General features: G+C 45.9%; 19 protein-coding genes. 8 read left to right on the top strand and 11 right to left on the bottom strand.

Annotation, left to right across the window (positions count from 1 at the left end; all coding sequences use genetic code 11):
* Together ACM64D_RS02755 and ACM64D_RS02750 are read left to right on the top strand one after the other, a co-directional pair.
* Positions 1–449 (top strand): hypothetical protein (locus ACM64D_RS02755; protein WP_415061660.1); only part of this gene is annotated, 449 nt, incomplete at its 5' end.
* A 152-nt stretch (positions 450–601) separates the two neighbouring features.
* On the top strand, positions 602–2,455 hold the full coding sequence (locus ACM64D_RS02750) for a methyl-accepting chemotaxis protein (protein WP_415061659.1): 1,854 nt from the start codon (positions 602–604) through the stop codon (positions 2,453–2,455).
* A gap of 133 nt (positions 2,456–2,588) precedes the next feature.
* Here the strand turns inward: ACM64D_RS02750 and ACM64D_RS02745 are convergent, their stop codons facing one another.
* Both ACM64D_RS02745 and ACM64D_RS02740 read right to left on the bottom strand, forming a co-directional pair.
* Positions 2,589–2,846 (bottom strand): hypothetical protein, encoded by a 258-nt coding sequence (locus tag ACM64D_RS02745; RefSeq protein ID WP_415061658.1) that lies wholly within the window; start codon positions 2,844–2,846, stop codon positions 2,589–2,591.
* 46 nt (positions 2,847–2,892) lie between these two features.
* Positions 2,893–3,714, bottom strand: coding sequence for a hypothetical protein (locus ACM64D_RS02740; protein WP_415061657.1), 822 nt, complete (start codon positions 3,712–3,714; stop codon positions 2,893–2,895).
* 442 nt (positions 3,715–4,156) lie between these two features.
* Between ACM64D_RS02740 and ACM64D_RS02735 the strand changes: the two genes are divergently transcribed.
* Positions 4,157–5,371, top strand: coding sequence for a DUF6178 family protein (locus ACM64D_RS02735; protein WP_415061656.1), 1,215 nt, complete (start codon positions 4,157–4,159; stop codon positions 5,369–5,371).
* 305 nt (positions 5,372–5,676) lie between these two features.
* Here ACM64D_RS02735 and ACM64D_RS02730 read toward each other — a convergent pair whose 3' ends face one another.
* The 5 genes from ACM64D_RS02730 to ACM64D_RS02710 form a co-directional block, all read right to left on the bottom strand.
* Positions 5,677–6,813 (bottom strand): patatin-like phospholipase family protein, encoded by a 1,137-nt coding sequence (locus ACM64D_RS02730; RefSeq protein WP_415061655.1) that lies wholly within the window; start codon positions 6,811–6,813, stop codon positions 5,677–5,679.
* A gap of 72 nt (positions 6,814–6,885) precedes the next feature.
* Positions 6,886–7,320, bottom strand: a complete 435-nt coding sequence (locus ACM64D_RS02725; RefSeq protein ID WP_415061654.1) for a hypothetical protein — start codon at positions 7,318–7,320, stop codon at positions 6,886–6,888.
* Entirely contained in the window at positions 7,320–8,057 is a 738-nt protein-coding gene (locus ACM64D_RS02720) for a 3D domain-containing protein (RefSeq protein WP_415061653.1), read from the bottom strand. Before ACM64D_RS02720 ends, ACM64D_RS02725 begins: the two co-directional genes overlap by 1 nt.
* Positions 8,058–8,183: 126 nt before the next feature.
* Positions 8,184–9,464: a trans-sulfuration enzyme family protein gene (locus tag ACM64D_RS02715; RefSeq protein WP_415061652.1), complete on the bottom strand. Its 1,281-nt coding sequence runs from the start codon at positions 9,462–9,464 to the stop codon at positions 8,184–8,186.
* 97 nt (positions 9,465–9,561) lie between these two features.
* Positions 9,562–10,128 (bottom strand): HutD family protein, encoded by a 567-nt coding sequence (locus ACM64D_RS02710; RefSeq protein ID WP_415061651.1) that lies wholly within the window; start codon positions 10,126–10,128, stop codon positions 9,562–9,564.
* 171 nt (positions 10,129–10,299) lie between these two features.
* On the opposite strand from ACM64D_RS02710, the gene ACM64D_RS02705 reads away from it, so the two are divergent.
* The 3 genes from ACM64D_RS02705 (at position 10,300) to infA (ending at position 11,648) form a co-directional block, all read left to right on the top strand.
* Positions 10,300–10,890: a TetR/AcrR family transcriptional regulator gene (locus ACM64D_RS02705; protein ID WP_415061650.1), complete on the top strand. Its 591-nt coding sequence runs from the start codon at positions 10,300–10,302 to the stop codon at positions 10,888–10,890.
* Positions 10,891–11,060: 170 nt separating this feature from the next.
* On the top strand, positions 11,061–11,399 hold the full coding sequence (locus tag ACM64D_RS02700) for an RNA recognition motif domain-containing protein (RefSeq protein ID WP_415061649.1): 339 nt from the start codon (positions 11,061–11,063) through the stop codon (positions 11,397–11,399).
* Between the two features lie 27 nt (positions 11,400–11,426).
* Positions 11,427–11,648 carry a translation initiation factor IF-1 gene (gene infA / locus ACM64D_RS02695; RefSeq protein ID WP_415061648.1) on the top strand — a complete coding sequence of 74 codons (222 nt, stop codon included), beginning with the start codon at positions 11,427–11,429 and terminating at the stop codon, positions 11,646–11,648.
* A 41-nt stretch (positions 11,649–11,689) separates the two neighbouring features.
* On the opposite strand, the gene ACM64D_RS02690 is transcribed toward infA, so the two are convergent.
* Positions 11,690–11,932 (bottom strand): hypothetical protein, encoded by a 243-nt coding sequence (locus ACM64D_RS02690; RefSeq protein ID WP_415061647.1) that lies wholly within the window; start codon positions 11,930–11,932, stop codon positions 11,690–11,692.
* A gap of 245 nt (positions 11,933–12,177) precedes the next feature.
* On the opposite strand from ACM64D_RS02690, the gene trhA reads away from it, so the two are divergent.
* Together trhA and ACM64D_RS02680 are read left to right on the top strand one after the other, a co-directional pair.
* Complete coding sequence (gene trhA / locus ACM64D_RS02685) at positions 12,178–12,795, top strand: PAQR family membrane homeostasis protein TrhA (protein WP_415061661.1); 618 nt, start codon at positions 12,178–12,180, stop codon at positions 12,793–12,795.
* Between the two features lie 64 nt (positions 12,796–12,859).
* Entirely contained in the window at positions 12,860–13,447 is a 588-nt protein-coding gene (locus ACM64D_RS02680; RefSeq protein ID WP_415061646.1) for an NUDIX hydrolase, read from the top strand.
* On the opposite strand, the gene bamD is transcribed toward ACM64D_RS02680, so the two are convergent.
* The 3 genes from bamD to ACM64D_RS02665 form a co-directional block, all read right to left on the bottom strand.
* Complete coding sequence (gene bamD / locus ACM64D_RS02675) at positions 13,437–14,426, bottom strand: outer membrane protein assembly factor BamD (protein ID WP_415061645.1); 990 nt, start codon at positions 14,424–14,426, stop codon at positions 13,437–13,439. The two genes, ACM64D_RS02680 and bamD, sit on opposite strands and share 11 nt — an antisense overlap.
* A 64-nt stretch (positions 14,427–14,490) precedes the next feature.
* Complete coding sequence (locus ACM64D_RS02670) at positions 14,491–15,498, bottom strand: hypothetical protein (protein ID WP_415061644.1); 1,008 nt, start codon at positions 15,496–15,498, stop codon at positions 14,491–14,493.
* A gap of 670 nt (positions 15,499–16,168) precedes the next feature.
* Entirely contained in the window at positions 16,169–16,933 is a 765-nt protein-coding gene (locus ACM64D_RS02665) for a M48 family metalloprotease (protein WP_415061643.1), read from the bottom strand.
* Positions 16,934–17,112: the final 179 nt, after the last annotated feature.

Raw genomic sequence — 17,112 nt, 5'->3', positions numbered from 1 at the left:
TAATGTTGGCCGAAGTCGTTAGCAATAGCCGCGCAATGGCTGCAGGAGCTGAGGCGTACCCAACCTTATCGGCACTCAAATCAGCGACCTTCTATCGCTTAACATGTTCAGATGTGAAGTCCTCAAACCAAGCCCATATCTATATCGAAGTGAACAACGGAACCATGGAGGATGTAAAACTCGTTACAATCTCCCCGGCCCTTTCACTCAATGTCCTTCAGTATTCAAAAGAAGATCTCAAAGGCCTTGCCGTAACCTCGAAAGAAACGTCTCTGGAAATCCAAGGACTGCGGCCCGGAGCCTACTATGATGAGACTCTCTCATTAACCATCGCGGACGGAAAGCATGGGCTCCAAGGTATTTTATCCTATGATGATGGCGATGGAGCGAGCTTACAAAGAACAGTGAAGTGCGGCGCTGTAAATTATGTTCTGATGCCCTCTCGATAATCGAAACTTCATTCCGGGATAGACATCATCAACACGTCCAAATCCCGATAAAAACTCGCGGGCCTCACGACCTCCTCGTAGTACGTGGGCTGATCGTTAAATAAATTTAATTTTCCACTAAAACTTAACAGCTCTTTGACCGACAAGGAGGCATGAAAACAAAAATCAGCCTGAAACTTCAACTTATCTTAACTTTCTCAATCATCTCTCTTCTCATTACGGGAATCGGAGCTGTTGTCAGCTTTAGATTTTCCTCCAAGATACTGGATGATCTCACACTCGATAATCTGCAGAACCAACTTGAGAGTGTCGAGTCGGCCATTCAAGTATCAATAAAAGATGCCCTCGAACGACAAGAAAAGCTTGTCGAATATTGGAGCCCCAAAGTTCGAAGAGAGCTCCAAGTTTCTAACGATTCCTATAAAGATGTTATCGAAAACCAGATCACTCATGAAAAGAAGGAATCCTCGATACCTCTCTTTATATATAAAGGTCTTCCTCTTCATAAAAATCCTGAATTGGCCCTTCAGCTCTCGGAACAGTCCGGTCAAGCTGTCAGCATTATGGCACTGGTTCCTGAAGGACTTTTGCGTGTAGCCACCAGTGTGAAAAGAAAAGATGGATCTCTGTCTTCGGGAACGTTCATTCCAAATGACTCTCCCGTGGTCCAAGCCATCTCTAAAGGAGACAAATTCAGTGGTCGCGCTTTGGTCGCAGGCCAATGGTATATCACGACCTATGAACCCATCACCGAAAATGGCAAAGTCGTCGGTGCCTTCTTTATGGGCCAACCTGAAACTTTCTCTCCGAAAATCATGGCCTACTTAAAAAGTAAAAAACTTCTCAAGACGGGGTACTTCTACATCCTAGATTCCAAAGCCACTTTGGTGATGCATCCCTCAATCGAAGGCCAGAATCTTAACGACAAAACCGATCTTGATGGAAATTACGTATTCCGCGATGTCGTCGCCAAGAAAAACGGCGTGCTTCACTATCGTTGGATGAATGAAGAAACTAAGTCAGCCCAGAATAAATTTGCCGTCTTCCATCACTATCCCGAAATGGACTGGATTGTCTCTGCCAGCGTGAACGAAGATGAAGTTCAAGAGGCCACCATCGGACTTAGAACCTTTATGTTATTCCTGAATATCGGTTCGCTGATCTTGATGTTGGTTTGTTCTTGGATCTTTGGAGATAAAATTGCAAAAAGACTGTCCGTCATTGGACAATCACTGCATGAGTCCACTGAAGAGGTGCAGTCCGCCATTGAGCAATTGGCCCTGGCAAGCACCGAACTTTCAGAATCAGCGACAACCTCCGCCGCGTCGCTGGAAGAAACCGTCGCCTCTTTGGAAGAGATTAGCGCCATGGTAAAACTCAACTCTGAAAATGCCAAAGTCGGTGCAGAGCTTTCCCTGAAGGCACGTGAAATCGCGCAACAAGGTGAAACAGAGCTTAAAAAGCTTTTTGTCGAAATCAAAGAGATGGGTGCTTCTTCCAAGAAGATCAAGGAAATCACTGATGTTATTGACGATATCGCCTTCCAGACAAACCTTTTGGCTTTGAACGCGTCAGTGGAAGCCGCTCGAGCCGGAGAACAAGGAAAAGGTTTTGCCGTCGTCGCCGAAGCGGTTCGCAACCTCGCACAAAGAAGTGCGCAGTCTGCTCAGGAAATCTCTCAACTGATCAACCTGAGCGTTGAACAGATTGAACGAAGCTCTCAAGTGGCTGACGTTTCTGGCGAAGCGCTCACCAAGATCGTGTCCTCCATTCAAAAAGTTTCAGAGATCAACAGCGATATTGCGGCCGGAAGCCAAGAACAATTTGCAGGTGTTGAACAGATTAATAAGGCCATGAGCCATCTGGATCAATCCTCTCAGGCCAATGCCGCCGCTGCGGAAGAGATCGCCGCGACAGGTGAAACCATCAAGAGCCAGAACAACAACGTCGGCGACAAAGTGGTTGAGTTGAAAAAGTATATTGAAGGCGACAAACGCGTTGCCTAAAGAAACCAGAAAAAGCCTGCTTATCTTGAGCAGGCTTTTTTCTTAACAGAATCTTGGAAGTAAAGAACGCTGGAGCTTCATAAGCTCTGCCTTTACAAGTCGAGCAAGAAAGAGATCTGCGGCTTTATCAACACTAATAACCGTTCTTAAGATACAATTTTTTCGCTTTAAATGTTCTGGTCATATCATATTCACCTTCCGCACAGACATGCTCGCCACCGCCGAATTTGCGCATCTGAGAATAAACCCACTGACTGTCCGTATAGATCTCGACGGTCGTTTCCGAGGTCATAATATACTTAGGCCAGCCCCAGGTTCCGCAAAGTTGATCACAGAATGCGGTGTTACCGACAAAACAAGAAGATAGAATTAGGAACTTTACGATTTTCATGGTTTTCTTCTCCCACTATGAATCCAGTCGTAACTGTTTCTCGATATTATCTCGGAATAAGATCTTTCTGGGACGCTTGATCAGCGCTCTCAATGTTTACCAAAAACTCACTATACTCGCGTGTAATCGCCGGGAGGGTTCCCTGAACATTTCTGCAATCACTGCTCTCTTTTTGAGAAAAGAGGTGTTGATTCTCTCTGATGAATTGCTCTCGGGCAATCTCACAGGATCTTTGAGATTCTGCCATGATATTAAAGAGACTTTGCTTTTCAATCTGAGAATTCAACTCAACAGAATCTTGAAGAGCGAAAGCCTGCTTTCTCTCAAAAGTAAAACCGAGGGGGTATATGTGATGACCGGTTGCGATCCCGTAGCTTTGATTAAAAGTGAGGTCTGCCTCGCGCAGAGGGGCCCCGATAAATTTCTTAATTTTTGTGATAACTCTGCCCTTACTTTCTGTTAGAACGTATGACTTATCGGTATAACATTGTGTCACTGTGAACTCGAAGGCCACTTTCTGTTGTACCGCAGGCTTTTCACCAACCGTCTTCTCAACCCTGACCCAAGCTCCGCCTGGATTTAAAGCACCAATCGTATTTGATCTCATGGGCACGTCGGTTTTAACAGGCAACGAATATTCTTTTCGAGTGAAAGAGCCCTTCTTCATCTGACACTCCGAAAGATTCCAGTAAGAGGTATTAAGCATTTCGTGTCGTCGTAGTTTTTCGCCCTGGCCATCTTTACTGTCGACGGTGGATATATTAAGAATTTCATAACCCGGACCGTACAGATTTTCTACAGGACGGGCCGTGTCCGCCAAAAGAGTTGTGCTTGATAAAAGCAAACCTAGTGCGATAGCAATTTTCATAACATCTCCCCTGCTTTCTCAAAGCATCTAATGAACTCCTTCTGCAGAACGAGTGCCGCTTATAAAAAGCTCCCAGTCCTTTTTAAGCTCATCCTGACCCCCAAAGTGTTAAACAGACATGACGGACAGACCGTCCTTGGTGGCAAAGTACGGCCTCCCTCTGCCTTCATGAAGAAGATATGGAAGAGACTCTGGTCGGCAGCCGCGGGAACAGTTTTCTGGTGTGGAGCAAATCAACAATGTCGGAAATAAAGTGCCTGAATTGAAGAAGTCCAACGAGGGCGACAAACGCGTTGAGACTTGTGACCCTATACACAATAATATACGGCGCGCCCTGAGATTTGTCAAAAAATCCAAGGTTTTTGGGGCCTTTATTTTTAGCAACCAAGATTTCCCTTTTCTTTTTCCTGAAAGCCCTCACAACATCAAGTTGGAGGTGCTTGTGGCAAAGTCTCTTGCATTAAATTCGAATTCCCAGGGTCTGCTCAATCAACTCATTACAAACAATCAGCTCGTCCAGGAAATTCAAAACCTCGACGCTGGAATTGTTAGAAAAATCGTTCACCGCATCGGCCTGGAAGACGCCGGAGAGCTTTTCATGCTTATCACCTCCGAGCAGCTACAAGAGGTCATGGATCAAGATGTCTGGTTCAGCGCAAAATCCGGAGTGGACGAGAAGATCGATACGAATCGATTCGTAACGTGGTTAGAAGTTCTTCTTGAGGTGGGTGCGGACTTTGCCGCCGACAAGATCTCGGAAATGGATGAGGATCTTTTAATTTCTGTGTTGTCAGAACTGGTGCTGGCCATTGATGACGACGAGCTGGCCCTAATGGTTCAAGAAGCTGAAGACGATAAGTACAGCAAGAATAAATATCTCGAGAAAGCCCTGGAAAGTGTTTTTAATCTGGATCTTGCCGGATATGTTATTATGTCCAAAGTTTCTATTCATTGGGACGTGATCTCGAATCTATTAATAAGTCTGCAAAAAAATCACCAAGACATTCTGGATCGCATTCTATTGCGGCTTCAGTCCTTCACCCTCGAACAAATTGATGAACACGATGGGCTGTACGAACTTTTAACAGAGAGTGAAAAGCTTGAGGGTGATGTATCTCACAAACGTCTAGAACGTCGCGAGGAAGAGGGCTACGTGGCAAGCTCTTCGGCTGCGGCTTTTTTAAAGCTCATCGCACAAACTCCTTTAGAGGACCTCGCACGCAGCGACGAACAAGATCACATCAGTAAAATGTATTTTCGAAATCTGAAGCTTGGTAAAGTTAAGAAATACAAACCTCTCTCTTCCGAATTACTTGAGATTTTGAAAGCTCATGGTGTTCGAGTCGAACCCCCTCTTAAAACAAAACAACTGGCCGGGCCTCAAAAGAAGCCTGGCATTCATAGCTATCTGTCTGGTCTGCGCGACGCCCACGAAGAGCTTTTCCAGAAGAAACTCAGCGAACTGAATTTTTTGGCGAACGTTTTGATCACCAGTCGAGCCAATGGCAAAAAATCTTTGCGCCCCGTAGAGGCTATGGAAATGGCGATACAAATCTGCGACGAGGGATTGCAGGTTTCTCGCCGCCTGAAAGCCGATGTTCCCGAAATTGAACTTATTAAACTATTCAAATTGGGTTGGAAAAGCAGAGGTCATTAAAAAACAAAGCCCTCACGAATGTCGTCGAGGGCTTTGCAACCAGATTAGATGCTTCGGCTATTTTAAGTCAGCAACTTGTCCAAGATTTCAGGCTTGAACATCATCACTCCGCCCATGATTAGCATAAAGCCAAGAAATCCTAAACCAATCATCCATACAAGATCTAAACTCATCATAGGTGCCTCCTCAACAAAGAGTTACCTTCAGAATAACCCTCTCTGTTGAGTGTTCAATGCCTGTTTAAAAAAATCCATTAAAATCCATGTGGGTTGGATTCTTTTAAGACACCATTGAATGGGCTCCCATTATTTAAGAAGCAGTTGAATCACTTCTTCCTTCTTCGCCATTCCGTCTTTATAGCCGATCTCGATTAAATCAGAGCAGAAACTGGGATCAAATAACAAATAGCTGATGATCTCACTGGCATCCTCTAAAGAACCCAATCCTCTTAAAAGATAACGAACAATGCGTGGAAGCTTATGCGCTTTTTGTACCGCCATTTCTCCAATATCCGCAGAGGGAGAGATAAAGAGATAATCCAACGGACGAAGCGCGATCTTCTGATGTTGTTCCGACGGAATCGCCATCGCATAGTCATTCAAACGGCGCAGACGATCAATATCCTGTTCGATTGCATCAAGCAAAACGCCATTTAAAATTGTATTAATAACTCGAGCCACACTGGGCGCTTTAATATTTTGATGAGCGCGCTCTTCGTAAGCGGTGCTTGCCTGGCGACGAACTCCAATGACTAAAAGTTTTTCCGCTCCCAAGTAAATAGCCGGACTGCAGGGCGCGTGATTTCGAACCGCTCCATCTCCAAAGAACCGATCATCCACCTGCACTGGTGGAAACAACAAAGGGATTGCCGATGACGCCATAATATGATCGGTCGAAATAATCGTTCTTTCACTATGCTTGCGTCCCTTATCCCACGAAGGAAGTTGATCTTGCCCTTGAACAAAGGTCACTGTGGATGACGTCGCGTAATTAATCGCGGTGATCGCCAAGGCCTTCAGGTGTCCATCCTTAAAGTTCTGCGCCACCTTATCATAGTCCATATTGTTGTGGATCAACGAACGCAGCGGAGACGTCTCTAATAACGAGCGCCCCGGGGTTGTCCCGGTCAATGATCCCAAAGAAAGCTCGCTCATCCACTGAAATCCAATTTTTCCCATCGTGATGGAGTCCGTTGAAAAAACCTGATCTATGGTCACTCCACTCCACAATTTCACTAAAGTTTCAGAGGCATTCTTAAAGTTTTCACAGTTGGAAGCAAGCGAGCTGGCATTGATGGCGCCGGCACTGACTCCTGATAGATATTCGAAACGTGGCAAGATTCCTGACTTCTCGCTGATCTCTTGAACCGCAGCAAGAACTCCCACCTGGTAGGCCCCACGAGCTCCTCCTCCAGACAAAACTAAACCCATTTTTTTTACCATGACTGCCCCTTGCAAGAAAGGTCCTTCCTTTCTACAAAGATTTTTCCACTAACGGACGGCAATGTCACACTGCTATTTGGACTTATTTGATTTGATCGACTTGCTTTCGAGGGCTTTGCGGTTTTCTTCTTTTCGATTGGCTAACAAATCAAGGGTTTCGATGCGAATCTCGGCGATGTCTTCGCACGTTTTTTCCAAAGACTTCCCAGAGCATGCAACATAGAGCTTACGGCGAATATCACCCCAGTCTTGATACCACTCAGAGGCGTCCTTCAGCTTTCCCGGCGTCAGCGTCTTCAAGGACGGCACCTTGGCAAGCTGGGGCGCGAGCTTTTCCAAATAGAACTCTTTTTGCAAAGGCTGCAGATCATTGAACTCGTCATAGGAAGACATCCAGAAGGGAGGCCCCTTCATGTCAATTCTTTCGGTGGATGGTTCTGATTCAACAGCGACCGCCGTTGAAAAAGAGCCCATCGCCAGTAGAACCGCCAACAGGAGGTTTCGCATTAGCGAACTCCTCCACCGGTGCTTTCTTTGGCTGTCGCGACCACGACTCCAGAGGTGGATTTAGACAATGAATTTTCAATCGCAAGGAGTGACTTCTCATAATTCGCACTGCCACGGCGAACCACCGTAAATTGTTTGCGCTCTACACAATCATTCACGTCCGCCATTTGCGTATCGGCAGCCCCTTGAATCCCAAACACATTTCGACTGTCATCAACCCCAAAAGAGCCGGTGAAAAAGTCGAAACGATTCTTTCCGCGGATGGCGCCACCCGTGTCTTGAACAATGAAAAATCCGGGGTGAACCATCTTTTTCCCATTAGGCAAAGGAATAATTTTTCCTTTCATCCCCGGCATTTGAATAACATCACCCATACTGTAATAGCGAGCATCGGCTGCCACCGATATAAAAGGAATCAAACACTTCCCACTGGCTCCAAAAGCTGTATCGCAATCACCCAATGACATGGTTTTCCCGTTGTACGTGAGCAGCTTGTTTCCAGGAATAGTCCCCGAGCCCTGCATTCTCACTTCTTTTTTAAAGTCCTTACACGGAGTTGGGGTCTTACAATAGTCTTTCAAATGAGGAACAAAATAAATCGAACTTGTCGCGATATTCGGAGGACAACGCCCCCCCGCCGCATTCGCTGATATAACGGCCACACCCAGCAATACGGATTGGGTGAGAACTTTCCACACACTGCTGTCTCTGTTTTTTGTCTCAGTTTGTTTCTTCATAAAGAAATTATAGAGCAAAATAGAGGCCACCCCAGCTTGAGCGTGGCGCCTTTGAGTGTCAGAGGTTTATACACCCGCCGTTTGTATAAACAACTTTCTCATTTTGAGACACTCACCAAAAAAGCACTAAACCTTCTTCAGCGCCCCAGCGAGATCTTCGATGATGTCTTGGGCATTCTCAAGCCCGATGCTTAAACGAATCGCCCGAGGATCAATCCCGCAATGATCTTTCTGATCATCAGGAATTGCCGAGTGGGTCATAAAACCTGGCACTTCAATCAAAGTTTTAGTAAGCCCCAAACTGACGGCCAAAGTGATCGAATACGAGGTCTTCGCAATATCATCGACGAATTTCTGGCACTTTTTCATATCACCCTTGAGCTGAAAAGAAATCATCGTCCCCGGAGCAAACTGCCCTTCCGGAGACTTCAGATATTTCTTAGCCAATTTGTACTGAGGATGACTTTTTAAACCCGGATAAGTGACGCTTTGGACTTTAGGATGTTTTTCCAAAAAGTTTGCAACCTTCAAGGCCGTTTCTTGCTGCTGCTCAAAACGAATGGCCTGCGTGGAAATTCCATAAACCAAAATATGCCATGCCGAATAGGGATGAATAATGGCACCAAAATCTTTTCGCGCAACTCGCAACATGCTCTCAAAGGATTTCGGGGCGATCACCGCTCCCCCCATCTCTGTTCCAAATCCGGAAATATTTTTTGTTAAACTTTGAATGACGAAATCAATTCCCCACTCCAAAGGGCGCAAAGCCCATGGCGTGGCAAAAGTATTATCCACAACGGTGTAGATTTGATTTTCTTTAGGACGTTTTTTATTGGCCGCCTTCACCAAGCTTGCGATCTTTTCAAGATCCGCAATCTCCAGAATGGGATTGGACACAGTTTCAAAATAAATCACGCGAGTTTTAGAATCCGCAAGGTGCTTCTCTAAGCCCTTAAGGTCGTTAATATCCACCAATTCATGATTCACCTGAAATCGAGGAAGCCAATTCGTGATCAAACTGTATGTGCAACCATAAAGAGTTTTATGGGCGATCACCTTTTCCCCCGCTTTCAGCAACGACATCAAAGTGGAAGCAATCGCCCCCATCCCACTTCCAAAAGCGACGGCGCATTCTCCCTTTTCTAAAAGAGCCAATTGGTCTTCCAACATTTTTGTTGTGGGCTCTTCCAAGCGGTCATAGATCCAAATAGGTTTTGCGGAATCTTGTGGGGCTCCGAAAGTGCTAAAACCTTGAGCTCCTCGCTCTAAGGACTCTAGACGGAAAGTTGTCGAAGCCGTCATAGGGGGAATCAAGTGATGAGAGAACTCCCAGGACTTTGACAGGAACTCGCCATGAATGGCTTGGGTGCGTGGAGACTTCATCGCTTTGGTCGGCGCTTTTTTCATAGATACCCCTCTTTTGGATTTCCCAACTAGAGCACATATACTAGAACTTGGGAAGAGAGGAGCTGGCGCATTAGACAAAGAGCGCCGTGCGCCAACATCACTTCATTTGGAGTTTGATCAGGTAATAACACCCGCCGGTGGAGGTGCTTAATTCCCCGCTCTCGCATTTTTGGATTTGCAGGGTTTCCCCGTCCTCTAGGGTCCAATTTTTATTCAGAACAAGTCGCCCTTCAGCACAAAAAAGATAATAGATAGAGGACTTTTCAAACTGCAGTTGAGTGGCATCCCCCGCCGCCAAGCTCCCGACCACCATCTCGGCTTCGACCTGCTGCCGACGATAAATAACTCCGAGGTCAATAACTTCTCCGTCCAAGAGCTCGCAATCAATCGGTGTTTCTCCGGCAAAAAAATAAGGAATGTGGGGTTTTAATTCCTGTCCATTCAGCCTCAAGCCTGCCCCCCGCCACACCACCAAGATCCGATGACATCCGTCGAATCTTGAAAAAGGCGCTGCCGAAGCGATCATGGCCGAACTCACTCGCCAAAGAAAGTCTTCACCCGGAAAGGAAACTCCTTCCGGAAAAATGTCTATCTGAGCCGTCGAACCCAAACCATTTTTCCAAGGCATGATGCGATAGTCTGATTTTTTCAAATGCTTGATCACGCTCTCCTCCAAGTTCTCACCATGTGACACCCCTTTCCGGCTTCAGGCAATGGATTTGTGAAATCAAAAAAATATAATCTCAAAAAAATTAATTTTGACCTAGACCTTTTTTCTTTATCTCTTGTGCCGAAAAATTATTAATGTACTATTTAGTTCATAAATGGAGACATCATGGCAAGACCCAAGGATCTCGAGAGAAAAAAGGAAATACTAAATTCGACCTTGAAGGCTTTCCGCAAACATGGCGGCTGGGATCTTTCGTTGAACGAAATCGCACGCCAGCTCCACACCTCAACCCGCATGCTGGTTCATCACTTCGAAACAAAAGAAAATCTAATTAAAGAATGTAAGCGCTCTTTGGAAGATCGTCTTCACCATGAACTTTCCAGTGCCCCTCCCCAAAAAAACTGGAAGAGATTGGTGTGCGATGTGTGGGCGGCCTCCTTAGAAAGACCCTACCGGGACGACCGCAGACTGCGATTGATGTCGAATCTACAAAGTCCGCAGAAAAACCAAAGCACCAAAGACAACGAAAAAGTCATCCGATCCCTCCGCGAACTTCTCCCCTCCCGCCTCCAGAAGTTCGCGGAGGATGTATTTATCTATGCTTTGGGTTTGGAGCTTTATGTCCTGTCCGGGGGAGCTCTTGAGCACGCCATTAAGAGCCTGCAACACTACCTTCAAAGGCTGGAAAATCAGCCCCCCAGAAGCCTTTCTGGAGGGTCTCTTCGACCTCGCCAAGGGGCCAGATCGAATATATAGCATTTGAGGGGCCGTATATGACATCTGAACAAGAAAATATTCAAACTAGTGTTTTCGCTCGCTATTGCCCGGCAATTAAGCTAAAACCAGGCTTCCAATATCCGTCTCTCTTGAGTTAATAGCGTAGGGCTCATTTCTCTTTAGCGGCACCCAATCCTAAGGAGGAACTCATGGGCAAAAAGTTATACGTTGGAAATCTATCTTATTCTTTGGACGATCAATATCTAGTAGATCTTTTCTCTGAATTCGGAACAGTTGAATCAGCTCGCATCGTTACTGATCGCGATTCTGGTCGTAGCAAAGGTTTCGCATTCGTTGAAATGTCTTCTGATTCAGAAGCTCAAGCTGCTATCGAAAAATTGAACGGCACTGACCAACAAGGTCGCGCTATGAACGTTAGCGAAGCTAAACCAATGGCTCCTCGTGAAAACCGTGGCGGCTTCGGCGGCGGCGGCAACAGAAACAATTCACGTGGTGGTGGTTTCGGAGGCGGACGTCCTCGTTACTAATAGCCTCTCACTTTAAAGGAGGCTCCGATGGCTAAAGATGATTTAGTGACCATCGAAGGGAAAATTTCCAATCTTTCGGGCGGCGGCACTTACCATATTACTCTGGAAAATGGCGCCGAGATCACAGCAAGACTGTGTGGAAAGATGAAGAAGTTTAAGATCAAAGTTGTTGTTGGAGATCGCGTATCGGTAGGAGTTTCTCCTTACGATCCGACCCACGGCTTAATCACCCACCGTCACAAAATTTAGTGTCGTGTCTTAAAAGGGGATCTGCATAAGATCCCCTTTTTTTATTGTTCCGCTTGAACCAAACGAACTGAAAGAGGACTTTTCTGTGAAGCCTCACTTCCCTGCAAACTCTCCCATCGATCATTATAAGCGATAGCCACCTGGGTATTTTGAATAGCCTGTAACAGCTTGCGGTGAAGACGTTTTTCCTGGCGGGTTGATTCACGAACCAACTCGTTGAAGTTGGAAACCTCGGCCATGGCGATGGAACTGGTAAAACTCACAAAGACTAATAAGAAGCGCATCCTTGCCCCCCTTCTCTTATTTATAGGAGCCCCCTCTGAGACACTTCGGTTAATTTTTTGAGCGGTATCTTTGATTACTAACAATAGCTTCAGGGGCCTTAGTAAGATTCAGGGAGGTTTGCCTACGAATGAGACCTAGATCGAGATAAATAACTGATTTCAATTCACTTTGATTTTCAAAAAAAACAAATATCTAACTCTCCCCCTTAGCCTCTTTGTGATAGTCTTTTCAACAGGGGGTCGTTATTTACCACGGCGAGCGTTTCAACAGCATCACTCATCTTATCGGCGCGGCCCTGTCTGTGGCGGGCGCTTCAGTCCTTATTACCCTTGCAAGTATCCACGGCGACGTCTGGAAAATAGTCAGCTCCAGTGTCTATGGCGGCATGTTGGTTTTGCTCTACACCGTTTCAACCCTCTATCATAGTATTCCCGGACGCACGAAAAAGATTTTACAGAAGTTAGATCACATCGCCATCTATCTTCTCATTGCGGGAACCTACACGCCTTTCACCTTGATCACTTTGCGAGGGCCTTGGGGCTGGTGGCTCTTTGGGATTAATTGGTCTTTAGCTCTTATTGGAATTATCTATGAACTCACCTTGGCTCATCGCACACGCACACCTTCGCTGATTATCTATGTCTTGATGGGTTGGCTGGTTTTGGCGGCCATGGGGCCTTTGACCGCCGCTCTACCAACCGCGGCCATTGTTTGGTTGGCCCTCGGAGGATTGCTTTATACTGGAGGAATTGGCTTTTTTCTTTTTGATGAGAAGAAAAAACACTTCCATGGAATTTGGCATCTTTTTGTTCTTGGCGGCAGTGCCTGCCAATATTTTTGCGTCCTTCTGTATCTAATCTAGGGCCAGCTCAAACTGAGAACTTCTTAGAAAATTTGTGGTAGACTGTGGCAGTAAGGATCTAATCTTGAAAGACCAACTTCTTCCTCTTTTTTCACAAGTCCCGCCACGAGAGTTGCATTCTCTTCTTTCGCGCTACGCGTGCGTCTCGCTCATCCTTAAAGGCACCTCGCCAGAGAACCTTGAAATTGCTTTTATTCAACGCGCCTTCAATCCCGAAGATCGCTGGTCCGGGCACATCGCATTCCCTGGAGGCATCAAGGAGGATCTAGATCCCTCGGATCTTGCCGCAGCTCTGCGCGAAACCAAAGAAGAAGTGGGGATTGATCTGAGCCTTGAGGAGCTTCTGGGCCGTTTGGATGATATTCAGGCGCGCAAATCCGGAGCTTTGTTAGATTTCTACATTCGCCCTTTCGTATTTTATACGGAAAGGGATTTTTCCATCACCTTAGATGCTTCTGAAGTCGCCGACTTCTTCTGGGTCCCCATTCGCGAAATTCAAAATCCCGAACGGCAGACTCGATATCAAGTGGATCGCGAGTCGGGACTCATCTATCTTCCCGCCGTGAATCTTGATAGAGAGCCCCCTCTGTGGGGACTCACTTATATGATGGTGCTTGATCTTTTGGAACGCTTTAATAAGCTTACAAGATAGGATAGGCCTCAACCAATTGGGTGGCCTTCGCCGTCCAGGGACTTTGTGGAAGATTCTTTTTCATCTGCTCTAAATAGCTTAAAGCCTGTTGGCGAGTTTGCGCGGAAAGTTGCTGACGTTCTTCCTGAGTACTTGTCGCGCTGAATTCTCGTTTCAAAAATTGGTTCAATTTAAAATCACTTAAAAGACTTTTGTTGGTTAAAATCCACGAAAGTTGAAAATGATACTGAATCACTTCGTACAAAGCCTCTTCGAAGATTTCGACCACCGGCCCCCACTTCAAGATCACATTGTATTTCTGAAAAGCCGTAGGATAGTCCATTTTCATAAGGTATAAACGCGCTTCACTAAGAACATTTCTTCCGTACATCTGGCGAGCCTCATTCAGCATTCCCAAGACTTCATTCTTCCAGATTGAATTCGGATAGCGATCTAAAAATTTGCGATACTGAAGATTCATAAGGTAGGGAGACTCTTCCGTTTGAGTCAAAGCCGCACCCAAACTGAATGACACAAACTCCATCTGGCGTTCTTTATTCCGCCAGGTTTGTTTGATTTCACCATAAACAGCGCGAAGCAAAAGAAGATGAATATACTCAGAGTCATTGTATCCTTTGTTGTCATCAATATATTGATTGGCTTCATTCATCGCCATAATGAAGTCTTGAACATCTAAAAATGTCTGAATATAGGCTCGATACGCCTCTTTGTAGTAACGTCCCCCAGGATAACTCACTAGCAAACTTCGCAGGTGAATCGCCGCCTCACATTGATCATAACCTTCTTGAGCCCTCTGAGCCGATCTCCACAGTTGCTCTTCACTGGCCGTCAAGTCGATGCGGGTGTTTTCGGGGCATATGTGCACCGAAGGGTCTTCCATAAATCCCAGTTCAAACAAAACACGTTGAATCGTGGATGTTTTGGCTTGAACCCCTTGTGACATCAATGAAATCGCGATGATCAAAATAAATTTAGTCATAAATCCCCCTCGCAAAAAAAAGGGGGACGCTTTCCCCCTCCTGAAAAGCGTCCCACGATCTTTATTAGTTCTTCTTACCAGTGAGAAGATTGTGGCGAGCCTCTTTGTGAGCCTGCAGACGAGCACGGATTCCAACAACAGTGTCATCAGCACCCGTTCCCGTGCGATCCATACGATGACGGATTTCAGGACTCAACACCAGATAGCTTCCCACGGGAAGATTGTAAGCGACGGCCACTTCATGAGCTTGTTTATCCAAGTATTGGTACTCAACCACAACAGCTCCAGGACCTACTTTGTATGAGCCCCCGACTTGTCCGCCGACCGTCGTGTCTTGAAATACGGGACTATCCGCAATGACAAGGCCTTCAGCCCAGACTTTCCAAGAGCCGTCTTCAGACTTGAACACAAAGCCCACGCTTCCGCGCTTTTCTTTGATATCAGTTCCGGCTTGCTCTTTCATCATGCCAGAGATTTGTGCCGACAACTGAGAAGTCAGATCCTTACTCAATTTGATAGAGGCCCCTTTTTCATCTGAAATTTTAAGATCGCCCGCACCAGCTTCAAACATCGAGATCGCGACAGAGTCTACAATCTTAAAGAAGTTCGCGGGAAGTTCTACCGTGAAGCCGATCACTTCATCTTGCTTTGAAAGGTTGTAAAGCAAAGAGTCTTTAAACATAGGCAGTTCATGATAGTTTTGACCAAATGCCATTTGATGTTTACCGGCGGTGATCACTGCACGAGGCAAACCAGAAATCTTGTCTGTCTCAATTTGGATATATGCTTCTTCCAAGAATTTACCCATATCAAAAGAATCATCCATTGTTTCTTTGTTCAGCTTTTGCTCAAGCTCTGTTTTAACAACCAGCTTAATACCTTCGCGCACGATCAATTCGAACTTGATCTCGGCGTCCTGCACACGAAGTGTTCTTTCATAATCATCCGTCGAGCTGCCTGTCACATCAAAGTTGGCCTGCCCATCAATCTTCAACCACGGAGCCCCGTCTGCCAAAGCTGCTTGAGTGCAGAACAAAGCCGCCAAAACTGCTGTTGTTAGTTGTACTTTCATAATTTCCCCCTTGTATTGGTTAATAGTGGCCACTGTCGTTTTCCCCTATGAATCGAAAGTGGCAGCGAAGGGGGCTATTCCAAAGAGGGTGCCAACCGCAAAGAGAGCCTGCGAGCAAAAAATTCAAAGTCTTAAGATCACAGACTTTTTATTCTAAAATCCAACGGCGTCGAAAACTTTGGGTGCCAACAATTGTTCCCGCTCGTCTCAAAAATAGAGACCCATTTCGTCTCAACGCCCGACGTTAATTCCGCGATCACTTTTAAAGACCAAAGTTATTTTAGCTAGATAGAAAGATGTCACCGAGGGAAGAACAATTTGCGACTCTCTTAAAAGAGGCCCCTTTGCCGGATTTGTAAGTTGACTCCGTCGTTTCAATTTTAGATTCGGCAATTTTTTAAAATTTTCTGCAAAAGACCCTCAACTATCCAAAGGTCCAGCCGATAAGCTTACTACCTTGAATGAAAGGAGCCTTGAATGGCGAAATCAAAAGTAGTACGTCACGAATATATCTGGAATAAGGAGATTCGTGAATTGACTCTACACCCGGAGACCGGTCCTCCATAAAATCTTAAATGCTAATTTGGTGAACGAAAAACCAGAATCACAAGGGATTCTGGTTTTTTGTATTTTGCAGTGTCGCGGAATTGAAAGACCGCCCTTGACGAAGTTAGAAGATATCGCAAGATCCCTGTTCATAAACCTTGTTGACCAAGGCGCGTGCGCGAATCGCTGAGGGATCGTCAGAGTTATCCGTTGTCACATCGAACCCCATAAGCGCGCTGGTGGCGCTGTTGAGATCGGTCGCCCGATTGGTAAGACCTTTGCTTTTCATATGCTCAAGCTGTTGGGCCGCGATACAGTCTGCCTGCAGCTCCATCGCAAGACCTCCGGTATAGATCAACTCTTGAATCGAAGCGACAAGATCCCGTCCCTTGGGCCACTTTCCAGCTTTAACCGACTCGTAGATATTCTTTAACTGATAGACTATGGCACCTAAAGGGAGTGGTGTCTTTTGCATATGGTGAGCTTTTTCTGAATGAGCCAGCTCATGAGCGATCACGGCCGTCAATTGCTCCGACGAAAGCACCTCAGTCATACTTTGCGTAATAAAAATGTTATTTCCAAAAGCAAAACCATTGGGTTCGCCCTCGATCCCTTTAATGATGACAATCGAAACTTTATTATAAGTATAATCAAAGGCAGGATACTGATAGATCTTCTGCAGCGCCGCTTGCGCCTTCTTTTGAGCTTCGGGAGCATTGAGAACTTGGTATTCGGGATGGCTGGTTTTACTGGCCACCTTTAAGATTCCGCGAACCAACTGACCTAAATAGTAGTCGGGCATCACATACTGCAAGGCCGAAGCCTGAGCCTGAAAACTCAGAAACATCGCCATCCCCATACTTACCATAAAAGCTTTATTCCAACGCATAGGCCCTCTCATGGGAGGAGAGAAAGCGAGATCCGTGCCGCCTCATCCGCAAACCAGGAGCCCGTGAGCCCCTGGAGGCGTTCAGGGATGAGACAACTGACAATTATTGACCTTTTTTATTTGCGTGTAACTACCCAGCGATTCTGTCCGCCTTTAATTACCCAGCGACTTTGACCGGA

It is taken from the genome of Bdellovibrio sp., assembly GCF_047637665.1.
Classification (GTDB): Bacteria; Bdellovibrionota; Bdellovibrionia; order Bdellovibrionales; family Bdellovibrionaceae; genus Bdellovibrio.
The sequence above is the reverse complement of the archived record's forward strand: the minus strand, read 5'-3'. Positions and strand labels throughout refer to the sequence as shown.

Bases quoted from the DNA above. Each gene is read 5' to 3' on its own strand.
- ACM64D_RS02750 (WP_415061659.1), top strand. From the start codon at position 602: ATGAAAACAAAAATCAGCCTGAAACTTCAACTTATCTTAACTTTCTCA.
- ACM64D_RS02745 (WP_415061658.1), bottom strand. From the start codon at position 2,846: ATGAAAATCGTAAAGTTCCTAATTCTATCTTCTTGTTTTGTCGGTAAC.
- ACM64D_RS02740 (WP_415061657.1), bottom strand. From the start codon at position 3,714: ATGAAAATTGCTATCGCACTAGGTTTGCTTTTATCAAGCACAACTCTT.
- ACM64D_RS02730 (WP_415061655.1), bottom strand. From the start codon at position 6,813: ATGGTAAAAAAAATGGGTTTAGTTTTGTCTGGAGGAGGAGCTCGTGGG.
- ACM64D_RS02725 (WP_415061654.1), bottom strand. From the start codon at position 7,320: ATGCGAAACCTCCTGTTGGCGGTTCTACTGGCGATGGGCTCTTTTTCA.
- ACM64D_RS02720 (WP_415061653.1), bottom strand. From the start codon at position 8,057: ATGAAGAAACAAACTGAGACAAAAAACAGAGACAGCAGTGTGTGGAAA.
- ACM64D_RS02715 (WP_415061652.1), bottom strand. From the start codon at position 9,464: ATGAAAAAAGCGCCGACCAAAGCGATGAAGTCTCCACGCACCCAAGCC.
- ACM64D_RS02705 (WP_415061650.1), top strand. From the start codon at position 10,300: ATGGCAAGACCCAAGGATCTCGAGAGAAAAAAGGAAATACTAAATTCG.
- ACM64D_RS02700 (WP_415061649.1), top strand. From the start codon at position 11,061: ATGGGCAAAAAGTTATACGTTGGAAATCTATCTTATTCTTTGGACGAT.
- infA (WP_415061648.1), top strand. From the start codon at position 11,427: ATGGCTAAAGATGATTTAGTGACCATCGAAGGGAAAATTTCCAATCTT.
- ACM64D_RS02690 (WP_415061647.1), bottom strand. From the start codon at position 11,932: ATGCGCTTCTTATTAGTCTTTGTGAGTTTTACCAGTTCCATCGCCATG.
- bamD (WP_415061645.1), bottom strand. From the start codon at position 14,426: ATGACTAAATTTATTTTGATCATCGCGATTTCATTGATGTCACAAGGG.
- ACM64D_RS02670 (WP_415061644.1), bottom strand. From the start codon at position 15,498: ATGAAAGTACAACTAACAACAGCAGTTTTGGCGGCTTTGTTCTGCACT.
- ACM64D_RS02665 (WP_415061643.1), bottom strand. From the start codon at position 16,933: ATGCGTTGGAATAAAGCTTTTATGGTAAGTATGGGGATGGCGATGTTT.